Annotated in this window: 16 protein-coding genes; 12 read left to right on the forward strand and 4 right to left on the reverse strand. The window is 72.8% G+C overall.

Features of this window, described 5'->3' with window-relative positions; translation table 11 throughout:
• Positions 1 to 175 precede the first annotated feature (175 nt).
• Both Mco01_RS21330 and Mco01_RS21335 read left to right on the forward strand, forming a co-directional pair.
• Positions 176 to 1054 (forward strand): helix-turn-helix transcriptional regulator, encoded by an 879-nt coding sequence (locus Mco01_RS21330; RefSeq protein WP_204058662.1) that lies wholly within the window; start codon positions 176 to 178, stop codon positions 1052 to 1054.
• A 44-nt stretch (positions 1055 to 1098) separates the two neighbouring features.
• The gene (locus tag Mco01_RS21335; protein WP_204058663.1) at positions 1099 to 2481 is read left to right on the forward strand and encodes a sensor histidine kinase; all 1383 of its coding nucleotides are present in this window, start codon (positions 1099 to 1101) and stop codon (positions 2479 to 2481) included.
• On the opposite strand, the gene Mco01_RS21340 is transcribed toward Mco01_RS21335, so the two are convergent.
• The 4 genes from Mco01_RS21340 to Mco01_RS21350 all read right to left on the reverse strand — a co-directional run bounded on the left by Mco01_RS21340 (position 2420) and on the right by Mco01_RS21350 (position 5629).
• Positions 2420 to 3664 carry a hypothetical protein gene (locus Mco01_RS21340; protein WP_204058664.1) on the reverse strand — a complete coding sequence of 415 codons (1245 nt, stop codon included), beginning with the start codon at positions 3662 to 3664 and terminating at the stop codon, positions 2420 to 2422. The two genes, Mco01_RS21335 and Mco01_RS21340, sit on opposite strands and share 62 nt — an antisense overlap.
• A complete protein-coding gene (locus tag Mco01_RS21345) occupies positions 3661 to 4263 on the reverse strand; it encodes a DUF6879 family protein (protein ID WP_204058665.1) in 603 nt (200 codons plus the stop codon). Before Mco01_RS21345 ends, Mco01_RS21340 begins: the two co-directional genes overlap by 4 nt.
• A 73-nt stretch (positions 4264 to 4336) precedes the next feature.
• Positions 4337 to 4468 (reverse strand): hypothetical protein, encoded by a 132-nt coding sequence (locus tag Mco01_RS39830; RefSeq protein WP_275410536.1) that lies wholly within the window; start codon positions 4466 to 4468, stop codon positions 4337 to 4339.
• Positions 4469 to 4501: 33 nt separating this feature from the next.
• Positions 4502 to 5629: a ThiF family adenylyltransferase gene (locus Mco01_RS21350; protein WP_239103794.1), complete on the reverse strand. Its 1128-nt coding sequence runs from the start codon at positions 5627 to 5629 to the stop codon at positions 4502 to 4504.
• 285 nt (positions 5630 to 5914) lie between these two features.
• Here Mco01_RS21350 and Mco01_RS21355 point away from each other — a divergent pair, with 285 nt between their 5' ends.
• The 10 genes from Mco01_RS21355 (at position 5915) to Mco01_RS21400 (ending at position 15599) form a co-directional block, all read left to right on the forward strand.
• The gene (locus Mco01_RS21355) at positions 5915 to 6337 is read left to right on the forward strand and encodes a nuclear transport factor 2 family protein (RefSeq protein ID WP_204058666.1); all 423 of its coding nucleotides are present in this window, start codon (positions 5915 to 5917) and stop codon (positions 6335 to 6337) included.
• A 27-nt stretch (positions 6338 to 6364) separates the two neighbouring features.
• Entirely contained in the window at positions 6365 to 6826 is a 462-nt protein-coding gene (locus Mco01_RS21360; RefSeq protein WP_204058667.1) for a nuclear transport factor 2 family protein, read from the forward strand.
• The gene (locus Mco01_RS21365; RefSeq protein WP_204058668.1) at positions 6827 to 7231 is read left to right on the forward strand and encodes a VOC family protein; all 405 of its coding nucleotides are present in this window, start codon (positions 6827 to 6829) and stop codon (positions 7229 to 7231) included. It begins immediately after the preceding gene.
• A 276-nt stretch (positions 7232 to 7507) separates the two neighbouring features.
• The gene (locus Mco01_RS21370) at positions 7508 to 8887 is read left to right on the forward strand and encodes an MFS transporter (RefSeq protein WP_275410540.1); all 1380 of its coding nucleotides are present in this window, start codon (positions 7508 to 7510) and stop codon (positions 8885 to 8887) included.
• Positions 8888 to 8914: 27 nt separating this feature from the next.
• Positions 8915 to 10453, forward strand: a complete 1539-nt coding sequence (gene mftG, locus Mco01_RS21375) for a mycofactocin dehydrogenase MftG (RefSeq protein ID WP_204058670.1) — start codon at positions 8915 to 8917, stop codon at positions 10451 to 10453.
• 2 nt (positions 10454 to 10455) lie between these two features.
• Entirely contained in the window at positions 10456 to 11352 is an 897-nt protein-coding gene (locus Mco01_RS21380) for a TIGR03619 family F420-dependent LLM class oxidoreductase (protein WP_204058671.1), read from the forward strand.
• Between the two features lie 10 nt (positions 11353 to 11362).
• Positions 11363 to 12577 (forward strand): acyltransferase family protein, encoded by a 1215-nt coding sequence (locus Mco01_RS21385; RefSeq protein ID WP_204058672.1) that lies wholly within the window; start codon positions 11363 to 11365, stop codon positions 12575 to 12577.
• A 4-nt stretch (positions 12578 to 12581) separates the two neighbouring features.
• The gene (locus tag Mco01_RS21390) at positions 12582 to 13880 is read left to right on the forward strand and encodes a PP2C family protein-serine/threonine phosphatase (RefSeq protein ID WP_204058673.1); all 1299 of its coding nucleotides are present in this window, start codon (positions 12582 to 12584) and stop codon (positions 13878 to 13880) included.
• Positions 13877 to 14659, forward strand: coding sequence for a ParA family protein (locus Mco01_RS21395; RefSeq protein ID WP_204058674.1), 783 nt, complete (start codon positions 13877 to 13879; stop codon positions 14657 to 14659). Before Mco01_RS21390 ends, Mco01_RS21395 begins: the two co-directional genes overlap by 4 nt.
• Before the next feature lie 115 nt (positions 14660 to 14774).
• Entirely contained in the window at positions 14775 to 15599 is an 825-nt protein-coding gene (locus Mco01_RS21400) for a type 1 glutamine amidotransferase domain-containing protein (RefSeq protein WP_204058675.1), read from the forward strand.
• Positions 15600 to 15604 lie beyond the last annotated feature (5 nt).

Below are 15604 nucleotides of genomic sequence, written 5' to 3' on the forward strand. Positions count from 1 at the left end.
CTCTCTCCGGGGAGGCCGCCCCACACCAGGGAGGAAGCGGGACGACATCCAACGACTACGCCACAATCGTCAGCCATCAGGACGGGATGGGTAAGGCCGCCGGTCTCCTGGGACGCCGGACCCTAGGTGTAGTACAACCACCCAAGTAGACAGATAACGGGCATATGGTGACGGAATGGACCGTCAACGACTCCTTGGAGACTTTCTCCGCGCACGTCGCGAGTCGACGCGCCTCGAGGACGTCGGGCTGACGAGGGTGGGACGCCGCCGTACCCCCGGACTGCGCAGGGAAGAGGTGGCCATGCTCGCCGGCGTCAGCACCGACTACTACGTGCGGCTGGAGCAGGGCAGGGAACGCCGTCCGTCCGAGCAGGTCCTGGACGCGCTGGCCCGGGTGCTGGAACTCGACCCCGCGGCCACCGAGCACCTTTACGAGCTCGCCCACCCGCGCCCCCGGCAGCGGCCGGTACGGCGGGAGGAGGAGGTGGCCCCTGGGCTGCTCCGCCTGCTCCGGCTGTGGGACCACACCCCGGCGTTCATCCGGGGCCGGTGGATGGACCTGCTCGCGACCAACGGCATGGCCGACGCCCTCTACGGCGGGCTCGACCACAACGACAACTTGCTGCGGCTCTGCTTCCTCAACCCCGAGGCGCGCGCCTTCTACCCGGATTGGGAGCAGTCGGCGGCACTGAAGGCGGCGCAGTTGCGGACCGGCGCGGGCACCGATCCCGACGACCCCTTCCTCCCGCAGCTCGTCGACGAGCTGTCCGACCAGAGCGCCGAGTTCGTCCGCATCTGGGCCCGTCACGACGTGCTGCCCCGGCATACCGAGCGCAAGCGCTTCCGGCACCCGATCGTGGGCGAGCTGATGCTCTCCTACGAGGTCTTCACGATCAACAGCGCCCCCGGTCAGCAGCTCGTCATCTTCCAGGCCGACCCCGGAAGCCCCTCGGAACGAGGCCTCGCCATGCTGTCGTCCCTGGTCCCGCCGCCCCAGGAGCCCGTCCTCGTCCCCCAGGTCGGTGCCGCGCCCCGCGTGCACCGCCAGATTTGATGGCGAGCCTGGTCGCGGATGGCCGGCTCCCCGAGGCGGGAACGATGAGTTTGCCACTACCCCGCGTACGGTCCATTCGGGCTCGTTACACGCTGGTCGCCGCGGCCCTGTCGTTCGTCTTCCTGACCGTGGTCGGGGCCTACCTCGACGTGGTCACCCGGTACAAGGCCGAGAGCGAGGCGTACGTCGAGACCGAGCGGGTGGCCACGCAGTGGAGCGCCGCCGTCCGGGACGGGAGCGTGCCGCGGGTGATCCCGACCTCCTCCCGCGTCGACCTGATCCAGATCATCGACGCCGACGGGCACATCCTGGGGGCGAGCCGTGCGGCGAGCCGGCTGCCCCCGCTGACCCACGTCCGGCCCCCGCCGGACGACCGGTTCAAGAGCCTGGAGGAGTGCAGCCCCGACGGCAAGTGCGTCATGCTGATGGCGATCCGTGACACCCCGGCCAAGGACTCCCCGTTCGTGTACGCCGGGCTCCGCGTGCCTCCCCTCCTCACAGACCACTGGCTGGAAGCCGCCATCACGGCCTGCGCTCTCCCCGTCCTCATCCTCGTGACGCTGATGACCTGGAGCCTGGTCGGCCGGACCCTGCGGCCGGTCGAGATCATCCGGGCCCGGATGTCCGAGATCAGCGGCACCGACCTGAGCCTCCGGGTGCCGCTGCCCCCGGGCCGGGACGAGATCACGATGCTCGCCCGTACGGCCAACCAGACCCTCGCCCGGCTGGAGGCCGCCGTCAAGCAGCAGCGGAGGTTCGCCTCCGACGCCTCGCACGAGCTGCGCAGGCCGATCAGCGGGCTCCGCACGGGCCTGGAGGAGGCCCTGCTCTACCCGGACGACGTGGAGCCCCGGCAGGCGATCCGGGAGGCGCTGGCGACGACCGACCGCCTGGAGGCGATCGTCGACGACCTGCTCGTGCTGGCACGCCTGCGGGCCGCCGATCCGGAGCCCCCGGAGCAGCTCGACCTCGGCGCCCTGGCGGCGGAGGTGGCGGCCTCCCGGCCGGTGCGCCCGCCGGTCTTCGTGGTCGCCGCGCCCGGTGTGCTCGTCCGGGGGTACCGCATCCAGCTCATCCGCCTGCTGGAGAACCTGCTGGCCAACGCCCAGCGGCATGCCGCGACCGGCGTCCGGATCCAGGTGCGGGCGGAGGGCGGGCAGGCGATGGCCGCCGTGGCGGACGACGGGCCCGGGGTGGCGCCGGAGGACCGGGAGCGCATCTTCACCCGGTTCGTCCGGCTGGACGACGCGCGCCGCCGCGAACCGGGCGGCAGCGGGCTCGGCCTCGCCATCTCCCGGGAGATCGCGCAGACCCACGGCGGCTCGCTCCGGGTCGAGGACTCGCCCAAGGGTGCCCGGTTCGTGCTCAGGCTGCCGTGCGTCCCGTGCGTCCCCGGCCAGCCGGTCGGCCCGGCGGACGGGCGGTGAGCCGGGCGCCGGCACGGGCGGTGAGGCCCCGCAGGCGCGGGCCGTGCCTGCGGGCCCACGCGTACGCCCAGGCGCCCTGGTATCCCAGGAGGACCGCCAGGGTGGCGACCGCGTCCGCTGTGTCCACCGGGGTGGCGTGCCGGGTGAGCGCGCCGAACGCCCGGCACACCATCGTGAGGGTGAACGGCAGCGACACCAGCAGGAAGACCGCGAGGCAGGCGGCCGTGCCGGTCAGCACGACCCCGCTGTAGATCCGGACGAACCGTCGCTCGAGGGGGCGCAGCAGGCGGAGCGGGTCCTCGGACGGCCGCCCGGCGAGGCGCCGGGCCAGGTGCCGCAGGTGCGCCCCCGCGTCGGCGTAGAGGTCGCGGCAGCCGGACAGGTCCTGCAGCACGAAGTAGAGGTCCGTCCGCATGAACACGAGGAACTGCAGGGCGAGCCCGGTCATCTCGGTCAGCGCCACGATCGACAGCGGCACGTCCGGCCCGAGCACGGCCATGGCGACGAGGCACAGCGCCAGGACGGCGGCGTCCACGGCGATCCCCGCCAGGTAGACGGTCAGCCGGGCCCGCCGGCCCGCCAGCCAGATGCCGGAGACGTCGGTCTGCGCGGCCAGGAACTGCAGCCGGGTGCCGAGGCGGATCCGGCCGGGCACGCCCGAGGCCCGGGCCGTGCACAGGTGGGCCAGCTCGTGGAGGGCGACCAGCGCGGCGACCAGGACGACCTCGGCCGCCAGCACCGGCGTGCCGTGGGGGCTCCACATGAGCGCGTGCCAGCCGGGGACCACGCCGGGGCGGACGGCTGCGGCGACGGCTCCGGCGAGGACGAGCGCGCCCGCGACCCAGGGGAGGACCGGGCTCAGCGTCCACCGGACCAGCCGCGGCGTCAGCCAGGGCAGGGACGGCCGGGGGACCTCGTCCCGGCCGACCGGCCGGCCGTCGACCGCGGCCACCAGCCCGGCCCCGGCCATCTCGCCGACGAAGCCGGCCACGTCGAGGGTGACGCCCGTCTCCCGCCGCAGCAGGTCGCTCGTCTCCTCGACGGTCGCGCCCGTCTCCAGGATCTCGATGGCCCGCACGCCCTCGTACGGCAGGGCGACGCACACCCCGGTCTCGGCCCGGCCCACGATCCACTCCTCCCGGTCCCGGCGGACCGCGAGGCCGTGGAAGCGGACGGTGGTCACGGCGCGGGCGGGGGCAGGGGCTCGACCCGCCGCCGGACGTAGTCCCCCAGGTCCTCGGCCCGGTCGTAGAGGGAGGCGACGAGTTCGGTCCACGGCTCGACGACCGCGGGGTCGGCGACCTTGCGCGCCCCCACGCAGGCGCCGCGCTCGTCGTACCTGACCCGGTACGCGTGGTGGCCGGGGAAGATCACCAGCTCGGGCAGGGGTCCGTCGGCCTCGAGCCCGGCCACGTCCTCCGCGGCGACCACCCGGCAGCCCTCGCCCAGCCGCTCCCGCAGCGCGAGCAGGTGAAGCTCCCACTGCATGTACGGCGTGAGCGGCCACTCCACGACCCGCACCCGGCGCATCGTGGCCCGGGCCGGCAGGTCGGCGGCGATCGCCTCCCGCGCCTCCTCCAGGAGGGCGAGGGAACGTTCCCAATCCCCGGCGCGCATGGCGTTCCAACTGGGGTTGTCGCCCTCGTCGAAGTCCTGGGCCCGTTCGAGCTTCCAGATGACGCCGTCGATCTCGTGGAACAGGACCAGGAAGTCGGCCGCGTACTCCCGCAGGGGAAGCACCCGGCCGTCGGCGGAGTCGATGCGCGGTGGGCGTGCGTTCATCGCGGTTCCCTGAGTCGCCTGCACGGGGACGGCGGACCGGCCCGGGCGGCGGGCCGCCGCCCGGGCCGGGATCCTAACTGTTGGAGTTTCCGCTGTAGGTGTTGGTCGTCTCGATCTTGTCCAGGAGCCGGATCGAGATCCTCGTGGGGGCCGGCTCCTCGGTGGCGGCCGGCTCGTCCTGGATCGCGGGCTCGACGTGTTCCATCGCTTTCCCTTCTCTCGGAGGTGATGCTCCTCGTCAGGTCGTCGCTGGGGCGGCGGCGGTGGACTCGGCCGGGGACGGCCCGGCGGCGGGTTCGGAGGAGAGGGCGCCGCAGGCCGGGCAACCGGGCACGGCCGGGTGGCGGGTGTAGACGTGCTGGTCGGGGGCGATCAGGTTGACCCCGGTCACGTACGACCCGGGGCGCTCGGGGATGCCGGTCAGGAACGAGATGACGGCCTGGGCCGTGAGGTGGCCCGACACGCCGGCGGATGGCGCGATGACGCCGGGACCGCCGAGGTCGACCGGGATGCCCGGCGCGAGCGAGGCGTCGACGTTGGCGGTGAGGCACTCGTAGCAGGGCCCGTCGGGGTCGAAGGCGGCGACGCTGACGAGCGGGCCGCTGTACCCGCCGAGCGCCCACGGCACCTTCGCCGCCAGGCACGCCCGGTTGGCCCACACGCGGATGCCGCCTGTGCCGCCCGGCTCGTCGGCGCACATCGCGAACGCGTCGAAGCCGCTCACGAGGTCGGCCATGTCACCCTCGGACTCGACCGCCCGGCTCTCACCCGTGATCCGCACCGAGGAGTTGACCTCGGCCAGCCGGGCCACGGCCACCTCCACCTTGGGCCGCCCGATGTCGGCCTCGCGGTACAGGGCCTGCCGCGTCAGGTTCGACAGCTCGACGACGTCGCGGTCCACGCAGTGGATCTCCCCGACCCCGCAGGCGGCCAGGGCCCACGCCGTGTGGCTGCCGGTGCCGCCGAGCCCGAGGACGACCACCCGGGAGCGCTTGAGCCGGATCTGCGCCTCCCAGCTGCTCGGCCGGGGCGTGAGGTCCGTACGGCGGAAGAACGCGGCGTTCCTGGAGTACCGGTCCTGCTCGTCCGGGCTCAGCTCCTCGGGCTCCCGGACGCCGGCGTCCTCGATGTAGCCGGAGGTCAGCAGCAGGTCGACGACCCCCTGGGCGTCCTCGTCGGTCAGCCGGGGGAACAGCCGGCGCAGCCGCCCGGCGATCTCGCCGGGGGTGCGGGTGCCGTCCATCGCGCCGAGCGCCGCCCAGGCGTAGCCGTCGGGATCGGTGATCTCCCCCGCCACCCCGTAGATGGACCCGCCGATGCGGATCCTGTCGTGTCCGTACCGGTGCGGGAGGTGTTCGGCTTTCACTCGCGGCAGGCGCACGACGGCCTCTCGTGATCGGGACGCGTTCTGACATGCGAATGATTGAGGCTAGTAATCCACTTTGTCAACCTTTGATGCTGAAGAGGCATCATCTCCGCGCGGCGCGGGAGACTTCCCGGCCGCCGTCCCGCGGGGCGCGCCGCGCCCGGGGCGTATTTCGTGCACTTACCGCAGTGAGCCGAATTCGCGTCGCTTTCCTTGCCCCCCGCCGGGCCGCCTCCGTTAACTCGGAATCGCTCGGAGAAACGGAATCCCGGAAAGGAGTGCTCTGTGACCGAAGCAGAAGTGCGGCGGCTCGTACGGGAATGGTACGAGGCGCTCGACCGGCACGACCCGGTGGAGAAGGTCGCCGTTTTCCTCGCCAATGAGGGCCTGGTCATGAAATTCCCCGAGGGGACCCTGCACGGCCTGGACGACTTTCGCGGCTGGTACGACACCGTGATCAACCGGTTCTTCGACGAGGTCCACGAGCTCAAGGCCGTGGACGTGACGCCGGCCGGCCCCGGCCAGGCGGACGTGCGGGTCGTCGTCAACTGGCAGGCCCGGATCTGGGACAGGCCCGCCCCCCGCAGCGCCTGGCTCGGGTTCGACGCCACGCAGACCTGGTCGGTCGTGTCCGAGGACGGCGCCGTGCGCATCCGCTCGTACGTGGTCGACGCCCTCGACCCCATGCCCGGCTCGGCCTCCCTGTAGCAGAACCCCCAGCGAAGGAGCGCAATCATGAGCGACCTGACCGCCGCCCGCGTCTACGAGGCGTACGACGCCCTGATGTCCGGCGACCGGGCCAAGGCCGCGGAGTACTGGGACCCCGCGGTGCGGTTCCTCACCCCCGGCCACCACCCGTACGCCGGCTGGCACGAGGGCCTGGAGGCCTTCGTGGCGTTCATCAACAAGGTGAACGAGGCCTCCGGCGGGACCTTCACCATGGAGCCCGTCACCGTCCTGGTCAACGCCGCCGACGGCTACTCCGTGGACGTCAACCGCACCTACGCCACCCGCGCGCACGCCGCGCCCGGCAGCGTCTCGCCGTTCGACCGCCTCGAGATCGAGGGCCTCCACCTGCTCAAGTGGGAGAACGGCCGCGTGGTCGAGGGGCGGGGCGCGATCTTCGGCGACGGCATGACCGCCTTCAACCAGTGGTGGTCGCCGCTGAACCCCGACGGCACCCGCACAGTGATCTGAGTGCGCTGGTCACACGCCGCCCTGAACTGCGGCGACCTCGACACCACCGAGAAGTTCTACACGACCTGGTTCGGCGCCCGCCGGGCCAACGAGTTCGACCTCGGGGACCTGCGGATCGTGTTCCTGCGCGTCGGGGACGCCTATCTGGAGCTCTTCGGGGCCGCGTCCCCGGCGGCGGGCGAGCCCGCCGGCGGGGACGGCCACCAGGTCACCGGCACGGTCCGGCACATCGCCTTCCAGACCGACGACCTCGACGCGTTCCTGCGCGCCGTCGAGGGGCGGGCCGACATCACGCTCGGCCCGCTCGACTTCTCCGCCCACATCCACGGCTGGCGCAGCGTGTGGCTGCGCGACCCGGACGGCGTCGTCGTCGAGGTGAGCGAGGGATACCGGGACCGCGACTGACGGTGGTACTCGCGATACCAGCACAGGCCGATTCTGGCGGCCGCGGCCGCCGCCGGAAAGGCTTTACCGGAATCCCTCCGCCCGAAAAAGCCAGGAGACCACGATGAGCGAGCGAAACGACAGTCGCCGTGCGTTTCCCGAGGCGCCGCACAACGCGCCTTCCGCACGGTCGCACGACGAGACGGCAGGGGAGGTGACGTCGTGAGCAGCGTCACCGGCTCCCCCGCCATCGGTGTCGGGGAATCGCAGGAGCGAACCCGATGGCTGGCGCTTCCCGTGATTCTCGTCGGCACGTTCATGACGATTCTGGATTTCTTCATCGTGAACGTCGCCATCCCCTCGGCCCAGGCCGAGCTGCACGCCAGCGACGCCCAGATCCAGTTCGTGGTCGCGGGGTACGGCGTGGCCTACGCCTCTGGCCTGATCACCGGCGGCCGCCTCGGCGACCTGTACGGCAGGCGCAAGGTCTTCGCCGCCGGCCTCACCGGGTTCACCGTCGCGTCCGTGCTCTGCGGGCTGGCGGTGAACGCGGAGATGCTCGTCGCCTCCCGCGTTCTGCAGGGCGTCGCGGCCGCGCTCATGTTCCCCCAGGTCCTGTCCATCATCAACGTCACCTACACCGGGGACGACCGGCCGAGGGCGTTCGCGGGGTACGGCGCCGCCCTCGGCCTGGCCACCGTCGGCGGCCAGGTCATCGGCGGCCTGCTGATCGCCGCGGACGTGTTCGGGCTCGGCTGGCGCGCCTGTTTCCTGGTGAACCTGCCCATCGGCCTGGTCACGCTGCTCGTGCTGCCCCGCCTGGTCCCGGAGTCCCGCTCCGAGACGGCCCGGCGGCTCGACCTGGCCGGGGTGGCCATCGTCGTCCCCGCCGTCCTCCTCCTGCTCGTGCCGCTCGTCGAGGGCCGGCAGGAGGGGTGGCCCGCCTGGACGTTCGTCTCGCTGGCCGCGAGCGCCGTGGTGTTCGCGCTGTTCGCGCGGCAGCAGGTGCGGCTGTCCCGGTCGGGCGGCACGCCGCTGGTCGAGCCGTCGCTGTTCCGGGCGCGGTCGTTCGTCACCGGCCTGACCACCGTCCTCGCCGTCTACGGCGGCATGGCCTCGTTCATGCTGGTCATCGCCCTGTACGTGCAGGACGGCCTGCGCTACTCCCCGCTGCGGGCGGGCCTGGTCTTCCTGCCGATGGGCGTGACGTTCTTCCTCACGTCCATGAACGCGGCGAAGTTCATCCGCAGGCTCGGCCGCCGCACGCTCACGATCGGGGCGATCCTGATCGTCGCCGGGGAGGTCTGCCTCGCGCTGATCACCCGCGACGCCGGCGCCCGGGTGAACCTGCCGTTGTACGAGATCCTCATGGCCGTGGCCGGTGCCGGCATCGGCATGGTCGGCGCCCCGCTGCTGTCCCAGGTGCTGCTCGGCGTCGAGTCCGAGCACGCGGGGTCGGCGTCGGGCGTGCTGTCCACGACCCAGCAGATGGCCGGCGCGCTCGGCGTCGCGGTCATCGGGATCATCTTCTTCGGCATGCTCCACGGCTCGACCGCCCCGGGCGACTACGGCCGGGCGTTCGCGGCCGCGCTCGTCTACCTCATCGCGCTCGCGGCGCTGGCCGCCGTCGTGACCGTACCGGACCGGTGGTGGACCGGGCGGGTGCGGGCCGGGTGACCGCGACCTGACTCAGGAGTTGCCCTCATGTACACGGACATCATCATCGGGGCCGGGTCGGCCGGGGCGGTCGTCGCCGCCCGGCTCTCCGAGGACCCCCGCCGCCGGGTCCTGCTGCTGGAGGCCGGCCCCGACTACCCGGACGTCGAGACCATGCCGGAGGACCTGCGCAACGGCCTCTACCCGTCGTTCGTCGACCATGACTGGGGGTTCCGCGCCGAGGCTGTGCCGGGGCGCGAGATCCCGCTGGCCCGCGGCAAGGTCGTCGGGGGGAGCTCGGCCATCAACACCTCGCTGGCGGTGCGGCCCCGGCCGGCCGACTTCGCGGAGTGGTCCTCGCTGGGGGTGGCGGGCTGGACCTGGCAGGACGTCCTGCCGTACTTCAACAAGCTGGAGGACGACCGGGACTTCGGGCCACCGGACCACGGCAAGGGCGGGCCCATCCCCGTCTGGCGCTGGCGCGACGAGCAGCTCGGCCCTCTCCAGGTGGCCCTCCGGGAGGCCTGCGTCTCGCTCGGCTACCCCGAGACCGACGACCACAACGCGCCCGACCGCTCCGGTGTCGGCCCGCTGGCCACCAACCAGGTGGACGGGCTGCGGATCTCCACGGCGATCGCGTATCTCGGCCCCGCCCGCGAACGGGACAACCTGGAGATCCGTCCGGACACTCTGGTGGACAGGATCCTGGTCGAGGACGGCCGCGCCGTCGGCGTCGTGGTCCGCGGCGCGGACGGCGAGCAGACCGTCCGCGGCGACCGGATCGTGCTGAGCGCGGGCGCCGTCGCGACCCCGGCCGTCCTGATGCGCTCCGGCATCGGGCCGGCGGAGACGCTCCGGCGGCTCGGCGTCCCCGTGGTGGCCGACCTCCCGGGCGTCGGGGCGAACCTCAAGGACCACCCGACGTGCCTGGTCACCTTCCGGCCGCGCCCCGGCGTCTACGACGAGTCGCTGCCGGTCGTGCAGATCATGCTGCAGGGCACCTACCCGGGGTCCGACGAGACCGACGACATGCAGATCTACGTGTTCAGCCACGTCGACCTCAACGGGTTCGCCGCCGGCCTGCGCGACCAGATCGGCACGGACAAGGTCTTCATGATCTCGGCCGGGGTCGAGCGCCCCTTCTCCGTGGGGCACGTGACGATCGAGTCCGTCGACCCCGCCGCGCCTCCGAGGATCGTCTACAACTTCTTCGACCACCCCGAGGACCGGCGGCGCATGCGGGAGGGCATCCGCCTCGCCGCCCGGATCGCGCGCACCCCCTACTTCCGGCCGTTCGCCACCGGCGACATGGTGCCGTCGCCGGAGGTCATCGAGTCCGACGAGGCGCTCGACGCGTTCATGCGCGCCACCGTCGACAACCACTGCCACCCCATGGGGACGGCCCGCATGGGCTCCGCCGGCGACCCCGACGCGGTCGTCGACGAGCGCTGCCGGGTCCGCGGGGTGGACGGGCTCACCATTGCGGACGCGTCCGTCATCCCCGTCACCGTCCGCGTCAACACCAACCTCACCTGCATCATGATCGGCGAGCGCGTCGCCGACTGGCTGCGGGCCGACCAGGAATGACGATGCCGCTCACCACCGAAACCGCACGCGCGGAGACCGCGCCGCCCGCCATCGGCCTGTTCGCCCTCAACGGCGGCGAGACCGTACGGGATCCCGGCGACATGCGCAGGACCGCCCGCCTCGCCGAGGACCTCGGCTACGACTCGCTGTGGATGGGGGAGCACCCGGTGATGCCGGTGCCTCCGCCTCCCGGCGGCTGGTTCCACCCCGGGTACGTCCTGAACGACCCGCTGATCACCCTGTCCCACCTGGCGGCGCTGACCGGCACCATCCGGCTGTGCACCGGCGTGATGCTGCTGCCGCTGCGCAATCCCGTGATCGCGGCCAAACAGGTGGCGACGCTGGACCGGCTGTCGGGCGGGCGGATGACGCTCGGTTTCGGGATGGGCTACATCAGAGCCCAGGCGGACGCGGTCGGCGTGCCCTTCGCGGGCCGCGCCGACCGCGGTCGCGAACACCTGGAGGCGATGCGGGCCCTGTGGTACGACGAGCCGCCGGTGTCCTACCGCGGCGCGCACGTCGCCTTCGAGGGCGTCGAGTCCTTCCCCCGTCCCGTCCAGGCCGACCTGCCCGTGGTGGCGGGCGGCCACACCGACAAGGCCCTGAGGCTGGCCGTGACCCACGCGCACGGCTGGTTCGCCTTCGGCCTGCCCCCCGCCCACCTCGGCGCGCTGATCGAACGCCTGCGCGTCGTCGCGGCGGGGGTGGAGCGGCCCGCCCGGCTCGAGCCGCTGGAGATCACGGTCTCGCCGCCCCGGGGCGGGGTGGACAAGGACCTGGTCGACGGCTACCGCCGGCTCGGGGTCGACCGCCTCGTCCTGTGGCCGCCGCCCGAACTGGGGGCGGACGGGCTGGCGGACTTCGTGCGGCACAACGCCGCATTCGTTCCCGCTCCGTGAGGAGATCCCCATGGATCGCTTGGACACCGCCGTGCCGACCACACGGCTGCCGTCGCTGACCGGCATGCGCATCATCGCGGCCGGCATGATCTTCTTCTTCCACGCCCAGTTCGAGCACGTCTTCACCGACCCCGCCGCGCAGGACGTCTACGCGGCGATCCTCGGCCAGGGCGGCCCGACCGGCGTGGGCTTCTTCTTCATCCTCAGCGGTTTCGTCCTCACCTGGTCCGCCAGGGCGGACGACACCCCGGGGCGCTTCTGGCGCCGCCGGTTCTTCAAGGTCTACCCGAACCACTTCGTGACCTTCCTGGCGGCGGCGCTGCTGCTGACCTGGCTGGCCACGCCTCCGCAGCCCGGGCCCGCGCTGCTCAACCTGTCCCTGCTCCAGGCGTGGACCCCGGACCTGTCGGTCATGCTCAGCGTGAACTCCGTCTCCTGGTCGCTGTCCTGCGAGGCGGCGTTCTACCTGCTGTTCCCGTTCCTGCTGACCCGGATCAACCGGATCAGGCCGGAACGGCTGTGGTGGTGGGCCGGCGGCCTGCTCGCCCTGATGTGGCTGGTGCCGACCGTCGTCGCGCGGCTGCCGCTGCCCACGAGCGGGCCGCACATCCCGTGGCACGACGTGTCGCAGTGGCAGTTCTGGCTGGCGTACACCGCGCCGCCCGTGCGCGCGCTCGACTTCGTGCTCGGCATGGTGATGGCCCGTGTCGTGCTCAGCGGCAAATGGATCGGACTGCCGCTGGGTCCCGCGTTCGCGCTGCTCGTGGCCGGGTTCCTGGCCGCGGACCTGGTGCCGGTGATCTACCGGATGGTCGCCGTGACCGCGATCCCCATGGCCCTGGTCATCCCGGCCGCGGCGGTGGCCGACGTGAGGGGCGGACGGTCGCTGCTGCGCAGCCCGGTGATGGTCTGGCTCGGCGACATCTCGTTCGCGTTCTACCTGTGGCACCGGCTGGTGCTGCGCTTCGGCCACGTCCTGGTGGGGACGGGGCGGCAGTGGGCGACGCTGCCGGCGATCGCGATGCTGCTGGCCGCCCTCGCCGTGACCATCGCGCTGTCCTGGCTGCTCTACCGCCTGGTGGAGGTGCCGGCCATGCGGCGCTGGAGCCGGCCGCGGCGCCGGGCCGCCGCCGTGGCCCCCCAGGCCGTCGCGGCGTCCGCGGAGGCGCTCGTCTCCCCGAAACCGGCCCCGGTCGCCCTGCCCCTCGAGTCGCCGGAGGGGTAGCCCGATGGCGGAGCTGTCCGCGGTCCTCGTCCTGCGCGACACGCCGTACGCCGACGGGGGGGACGACCTGGACGAGGCCCTGCGCGCGGCGCGGATGCGCGTCGTGCGCGCCCTGCCCGGCGAGGTGGCCGGCCATCTGACCGGCCCGGACCCGCCGGACCTGCTCCTGCTTCCCTCCTCACTGGGCGCGGACCGCGTGGGCCGCATCGGCCGGATGCTGCGCGGCGCGTCCACCCGGGAGGCCGGCGAGACCGGCCTCCCGGGGCGGGAGGAGCCGGGGGAGGCGGACCGGCCGGAGCACCACACGGCCGTCATGGTCTACCTGGACGGCGACGTGTCCGCCCTGGAGGCCTGCGTCAAGCACGGCTACCACTACCTCGTCCCGCCGTTCCGCGGTTCGCTCATCAGGACGCAGCTGATGTGCGACATCGAGCGGCACCGGCTCGCCCGGCTGGCGGAGGAGGCGACGCTCGCCGTCTCCCTCCGCCAGTACGAGCGCGAACTGCGCATCGCCCAGGAGATCCAGGTCGGGTTCCTGCCCTCCGACCTGCCGGACGCGCCGGGCTGGGAGATCGACGTCCGCTTCCGCCCGGCGCGCGCCGTGGCGGGCGACTTCTACGACGCGTTCCCCCTGCTCCAGGGCCGGCGCGTCTCGCTGGTCGTCGCCGACGTGTGCGACAAGGGCGTGGGGGCGGCGCTGTTCATGGCCCTGATCCGCACGCTCCTGCGGCACACGGCCGAGCACGCCGGGCAGTGGAACCTCTTCGACGGGCTGCCGCCGCTCGGGGCCCTCGCACGCGGGGACGAGGCGCCCGCCCTCGTCCCGGGCGCGGCCCCCCTCCTGCAGGCGATGGCGGGGACCAACCGCTACATGACGAGCAACCACCCGGGATACTTCGCCACCGTCTTCTTCGCCGTCCTCGACCCCGACTCGGGGGGCCTGCTGTACGCCAACGGCGGCCACAACCCGCCACTGCTGCGCAGGGCCGACGGCCGCCTCGAACGGCTGCAGGTGACCGGGCCGGCGGTGGGGCTGCACGCCGACTCCGAGTTCCGCCTGGCCGAGGCCCGGCTCGACCCCGGGGACACGCTGCTCGCCTACACCGACGGGGTGACCGACACCCGCGACCCGCGAGGCGAGTTCTACGGGGAGGACCGGCTGGCCGCGCTCGTGGCCGCGCCCTTCGACTCCCCGCTGCAGCTGCTCGACCGCATCGAGGCGGACGTCCACGCCCACCTGCGGGACGGGGAGCAGTACGACGACATCACGATGCTGGCCCTGCGGCGGCTGGCGCCCCCATGACCCCGGGCACGCCGCTGATCGTGACCGTGCACTCCTGGGGCGGCGGGGTGGGCAAGACCACGACGGTGGCCAGCCTCGGCTACCTGATGGCCCGCGCCGGGCTCCGCGTCGGGCTGGTGGACGCCGGGTTGCAGGCCCCCGGCCTCCATCTCGCCTGCGGCGTCCCCGACGGCCTGCTCCGCCAGGGCGTCGCCGGCTACCTGGTGGGTGAGTGCGGCATCGGCGACATCCTGCACGACCTCGGCCCGTCAACGGGCCTGCCCGGCGGCCCCGGCGCGCTGTTCCTCGCGCCGGGCGTCGTGGACATGGGGGCGATCGCCCGGCCGGCGCTGGCCGGGCAGTACGACACCGGCCTGCTGCACGAGGGGGTCCGCCGGATGGCCGGCCTGCTCGGCCTCGACGTGGTCGTCATCGACACCCACCCCGGCGTGAACCACGAGGCCGTGCACGCCCTCGCGCTCGCCGACGTGTGCCTGGTGGCGGCGCGGCCCGATCTGCGGGGCATGTCGGGCGGCCCGCTGCTGGCCGACATGTCCCGGCGGCTCAGCGTGCCCCGCCCGCTCGTCCTGTTCACGATGGTGCCGCCGGGGACGGAGCACGCGGCCCTCGACGACATCGCCCGGCGGCGGTACGAGTGCCCGATGGCGGGCGCGCTGCCGTGGGCGCCGGAACTGGCCGCCGGCCGGGCGGCCGGGCCGTTCGCCGCCGCCTTCCCCGCGCACCCCCTCACGGCGGCGCTGGACGACGTCGCCCGGCTGCTGGCGCAGCCGCGCACCTGACGGAGTGTCGCGGCCGACTTCATGAAGTAGGCCCGCCCTCCGCCGATTTCCTTGTTTCCCCGGCGGCCGTCGAATTGACTTTCCAACGACCGCCGAAAGAGATGGGAGAACAATTATGTCGAGAAGAATTCTCGTGCTCCTGTCGGAGTACGGCTACTGGGGTGAGGAATTGCTCGGCCCCATCACCGCATTCGACCGGGAGGGATACGAGAGCGTATTCGCCACGCCCACGGGAAAGCGGCCCCGGGCCCTTCCGCCGAGCCTCGACCCCGGCTACGTCGACCCGCCGCTCGGCCGTTCGGTCACCACGCCCGAGGTGGCGGTGGCGGCCCGCGAGCTCGACGAGTCGAACCGGCTCGACGCCCCGCTCAGCCTGAGCGCGTGGCTGCCCGAGCGGCCGTACGACAGCGAGCCCGACCATCTGCGCAGGCTGGAGGCGTACTACCGGGAGCTGGGCGAGGTCGACGCCGACATCGAGCAGTACGACGCGCTCGTGATCGTGGGGGGCAGCGGCCCGATCGTCGACCTGGCGAACAACGGCCGGGTGCACGACCTGATCCTCGCGTTCCTGCGGGCCGACAAGCCGATCCTGGCCGAGTGCTACGGCATCGCCTGCCTGGCCTTCGCCCGCGACTGGGAGGACCGGCGGAGCATCATCTGGGGCAAGCACGTCACCGGGCACTGCAAGGAGTACGACTACAAGGACGGCACCGGCTTCCTCGGAGTCGACTTCAACATGGGCCCGCCGCCGTACCCGCTGGAGTACATCCTGCGCGACGCCACCGGGCCCGACGGGCGCTATCACGGGAACGTCGGCCGGGAGACGTCGGTCATCGTCGACTATCCCTTCGTCACCGCCAGGTCCACGCCCGACTCGTTCCTGTCCGGCGAGAAGCTGGTCGACGTCCTCGAGACCGGGCTGCGCCGGTACGGCTGGTGATCCGA

It is taken from the genome of Microbispora corallina, assembly GCF_016863035.1.
Classification (GTDB): Bacteria; Actinomycetota; Actinomycetes; order Streptosporangiales; family Streptosporangiaceae; genus Microbispora; species Microbispora corallina.